We start from the raw sequence: 3,798 nt of genomic DNA, 5'->3' as shown, positions 1-3,798 counted from the left end.
ACTCCTCTACGGCTAGAGAGAATTCTCTCGCAGAGTTTGGTGACACTATTACCAATAAATGACCTCTTAGACCATCCTCAGAAACATCTATTTCTATACCAGGCCAAGCTTGCGCTTCGCCACCCAATAAACTTTCAATCCTTGCAAACTGATCAAGATCAAAAACATTATGGTTGGTGATCGCAATAATCCTTACATCTGTCGATAAAATAATTTCACAAAATTTCTCAGGAGAAATTTCTCTTGTGAGTGCATCCCCTGACTTAGATTTTTTGGTATGCGTATGTATGTCAATTTTCATGAGAATAGAACCTTTTTGCAAACACAATAACTACATGCATAACTTCCTATTGACGGCGCTTATTATGAAAAATCCTTTAAAACAACTAGCCTCTCATGTTAAGCATAATCCAATTTACCAATTCTTATAGTATTTATATAGGATCTGTTTGATGCCCCCTCTTCCTCATTACCCCATATCTAGTCGCATCCCACGCGTGATCTTCGGTATCCGTATCCACGTCTTCGGGATTCAATGAATCTGGTGGTAGTTGGGGGATGGTTCTGATCCAATGCTTACAGGTTGAGAAAATCTTGAGCCTATCTTCAGCTAATAGCCGGATGATCTCTTGAGCACCATTCACTCTGCTTCTGGGGGCGTTATAAGCCTCGCTCCATTTGACCCCTTTATCCCTAAAGATTTGCCCTATTGATCGCTCTGCTCCGATCTTTGAAAAGATGGAAGGGTCTGCTTGATTCATGCGGTATTCATAACCAAGTCGTTGGTCATGAATTTCTATCTTTTTGATCTTCTCCGCCACAACCGTTGCATCCTCTCTGGTGCCCGTGTTTTCTTTATCGCCATATCCATAGAGTTCTCTCCATAGGTAATAGACCCCATCATTAGATAGCGCAAACCAATAGACGGCATATGGCCTGGCATATCCCCAATCCATGGATCGCCATACTTTCCAGGTTGCTGGAATTGCAAAGGGCTCAATGACGTGTTTAGATGGCTGCCATACACCTTCAAGGAAACTTCCCACGTGGATATCCCAATCTCCCTCTAACCAAGCTCTGCGTCTGTTTGGATCGCTTAGCGACTCTAGACTCATCAGGTAGTTCGGGTCGTTTTTGAGAAGGTGAGTGTTCTCATAAATTGTCGAATGAATCCGCACTCTGGGTAACGCGCCCTCTCGCCTAATGATCTGACCAGCGGGAATAGCTCCAATCTGAAATCTCTCCTTTACTGATGCATGCCCCACACCAAATGGATTACATGTTGCCCTCACCATCCTTGGCATTCCAGGATGAGATGACCGGCAAGTCGAATGCATTGCTTCATAGAAAGACAGATTGCGCCAGTTGGTAAGTTCTTCGAACCCTAGCCATGGGTATTCATGGCCATGGTAGTTCCAGTAATCATCTTCATTAGCCCCATACCGAAAGTACAGCATCTCTCCAGTGGGCCACTTCCAGACATAATCAGATTCATTGAACTTGGCACCTGGGAAGATTTGATAGAACCAGCGCTTACTCTTAGCCACTACGTCTGCTAGCTGCGGATAGGTAAGGCGAAAGAGTGTGCCGCGCCAATGATCCCCGAAGCCTCTACCTACATGTTGGGCATAGCTCATGAGTAAGGTATCGGTCTTACCCCCACCTCTAGTACCTTCAAGCAATACTTCATACACTGGGCATGTCAGAAACAAAGTCTGACTACCGGGCAATGGCGCCCAGATGGTTTTCATTGGTTTTATTTACTTCACTAGTGTTTTGCTTGGGCTGCTTGCTCCCACTCATCGATGCTCATAGCGCTTGGCACGACAAGAACTCCACTTTGTAGGGGTGCACCGTCTTTACCGGTGTGCTCAATAGCTGATAAGCGTGGATGTACGTAAGGTGCAGCGTGCCTTCCTACGGTGGCGGCCATGTTCAAAAGCTTAATGCGAGCTTCATCTGCTAATGCTTTATCGCCAAGCTCCCCTTCTTGAACGTTGCCAGCTTCTTCGTATAGCTGGTGCATTACCTTCATCATGACTTCTAGAGGTGTTATCCCTTGGGTAGCAACAGCCTCAGCGATCTGGCGGGTACGCTTAGTTAGGCTGCCGGTCTTGCGACCAGCCCCCGGCCTTTTCCCACCTTTTGATTTCTTTTGATTGTTTTCAATCATGGGGTGACAGCTGGTTCTTTGATGAGCTTCAAAAGATGGGGTTGCAATGCGACTGAATCACCAAGGGGTTCATCAAACTCGATGATGATTCTTTGGAATAAGTCATGACGGCTTTGGGCTCCGCGATGTTTGACCACGGTACCTACGCGCCCACTTGGGGTCTTCACCTTTGATCCAATGGGAAAGTCTTCCATGTCTAGGCGATCAATGACTCCAGCTATGGCGTGATTAACTTGCATTGGACTTCTCCTTGGTTTCTGCGCGCTCTTTTCGCTTGCGTAGTTCGGTAAATATTCGGGTTTTGAAGGATTCGTAGCTTTCAGAGCCCTGAGCCTTCATTGCCAGCTCCCTGCCTTTGGCGTCTATGCCTTCATTGGTTTTCCACCAAGCGTCTTCGTCTGCGCTCGCGGCTTCCGCCTTCTTGCGCGCTCCTTTGAGTATTGCCAGGACATAGCCAGCATTGATGGGGGTTGGGTTTGAGACCTTCATACGCGTTTCCTTAGCTGTGGCGATAGCTTCTGCCACTTCATCTTCGGTTACCCCGAGATTGACGATGTCGCGTATGCGGTAGTCGTCTACGGCAATAGCTCTGCCCTCCCTGCTGATCATGGCTGCAAAGCTTTTGTATTTTTCGATACGCCCCTGAAAAACTTTTTCTTCGTCTGTGGGCGTGGGTGGTCCTTGGGGAATTTTTTCCTTTTCACCCCCATTGTTTTGTTTGCCTGGTGTATGGAGATTGGTTACTGGTGACTGGTGTTTAGTGTCTGGTGAGCAATGCGTTCGCATTGCGGTCGCATTGCGAACGCATGCATTACTTGGGGTGATTTCTGGCTGAGGCTCGTCTGATGGGAGTGGCTGCCATCTGCCTTCCGCGCTCCGTCTGGCTTTGAGTTGCTTATCCTTGAAGCGGGCTATTTCATGGTCACAGCGCTCTTGTCTCCAGCCATCATCAGTGAGGGTAAAAAATTCATTGAGGACAGATACAACTGCATTTTTTTCTTCTTTTGATCGCGCGTTGATCAATCTTTGCACTAACTTGATCTCGTTAGGTAGCGGTTTTTCTGTGGCGTAGTACTTTCGGATGAGGCGACTGTAGGTTGCATCCTCTATGAATGTAAGATGCGCAGTCGCCTCTGCATAATCTCCAATGTGATGCTCGTAGTAATTCATCTTGATCTGTCTCCGTGTAGTTCTTTTTCTTGCGCGCAATTTTTTTTGCAAGAGATGAATCTAACAATCGGAAAGCGTATCGTCAAACGCGTTTTTTCTGAATTTTTCTTTAATTTATTTATTCATCAATTCTCTGTAATCCATGTTTGAGATATTCGTGAGAATGAATTTCTTTATCTGAAGTGTTTGTTGATCTATGCGTGTCCACCGCTCTCTTTGCGCTATCAGAATTTACTGACAAGGCTGTAGCCATTTATTTATATGGCTTGTGACACTTCTATGAATAAATATTTTTTTGTAGTCAAAAATTAATATGCGTCTTCAAAGTGGGTATTGACATTTGATTGACCACCAAAATTTCATTGACTACATTGCACTTCAGCAGCACACAAAATGATGCATAACAAAACACAATAGGAGATTAAATTAAATGGTGGCATTTCGTTTGTATAGTT

Annotated in this window: 4 protein-coding genes and 1 pseudogene; all 5 read right to left on the bottom strand. The window is 45.5% G+C overall.

All coding sequences use genetic code 11. The annotated features are described in order from the left end of the window. A pseudogene (locus B7Y67_RS12650) lies at positions 1-301 on the bottom strand (histidinol phosphatase); the annotation flags it as partial. Between the two features lie 133 nt (positions 302-434). Beyond that, positions 435-1,751: a terminase gene (locus tag B7Y67_RS12645; protein WP_293598954.1), complete on the bottom strand. Its 1,317-nt coding sequence runs from the start codon at positions 1,749-1,751 to the stop codon at positions 435-437. A 17-nt stretch (positions 1,752-1,768) separates the two neighbouring features. Then, the gene (locus tag B7Y67_RS12640) at positions 1,769-2,173 is read right to left on the bottom strand and encodes a hypothetical protein (RefSeq protein WP_293598953.1); all 405 of its coding nucleotides are present in this window, start codon (positions 2,171-2,173) and stop codon (positions 1,769-1,771) included. Beyond that, the gene (locus B7Y67_RS12635; protein ID WP_293598952.1) at positions 2,170-2,412 is read right to left on the bottom strand and encodes a hypothetical protein; all 243 of its coding nucleotides are present in this window, start codon (positions 2,410-2,412) and stop codon (positions 2,170-2,172) included. Before B7Y67_RS12635 ends, B7Y67_RS12640 begins: the two co-directional genes overlap by 4 nt. Then, positions 2,402-3,343 (bottom strand): YdaU family protein, encoded by a 942-nt coding sequence (locus tag B7Y67_RS12630; protein ID WP_293598951.1) that lies wholly within the window; start codon positions 3,341-3,343, stop codon positions 2,402-2,404. Before B7Y67_RS12630 ends, B7Y67_RS12635 begins: the two co-directional genes overlap by 11 nt. Positions 3,344-3,798: the final 455 nt, after the last annotated feature.

Source organism: Polynucleobacter sp. 35-46-11, assembly GCF_002281105.1.
Note: the sequence above shows the minus strand (reverse complement) of the source record. Positions and strands in the feature narration are given on the sequence as shown.

What these genes read in the sequence shown, in the direction of transcription:
- B7Y67_RS12630 (WP_293598951.1), bottom strand. Translation starts at nt 3,343, where the DNA reads ATGAATTACTACGAGCATCACATTGGAGATTATGCAGAGGCGACTGCG.
- B7Y67_RS12645 (WP_293598954.1), bottom strand. Translation starts at nt 1,751, where the DNA reads ATGAAAACCATCTGGGCGCCATTGCCCGGTAGTCAGACTTTGTTTCTG.
- B7Y67_RS12640 (WP_293598953.1), bottom strand. Translation starts at nt 2,173, where the DNA reads ATGATTGAAAACAATCAAAAGAAATCAAAAGGTGGGAAAAGGCCGGGG.
- B7Y67_RS12635 (WP_293598952.1), bottom strand. Translation starts at nt 2,412, where the DNA reads ATGCAAGTTAATCACGCCATAGCTGGAGTCATTGATCGCCTAGACATG.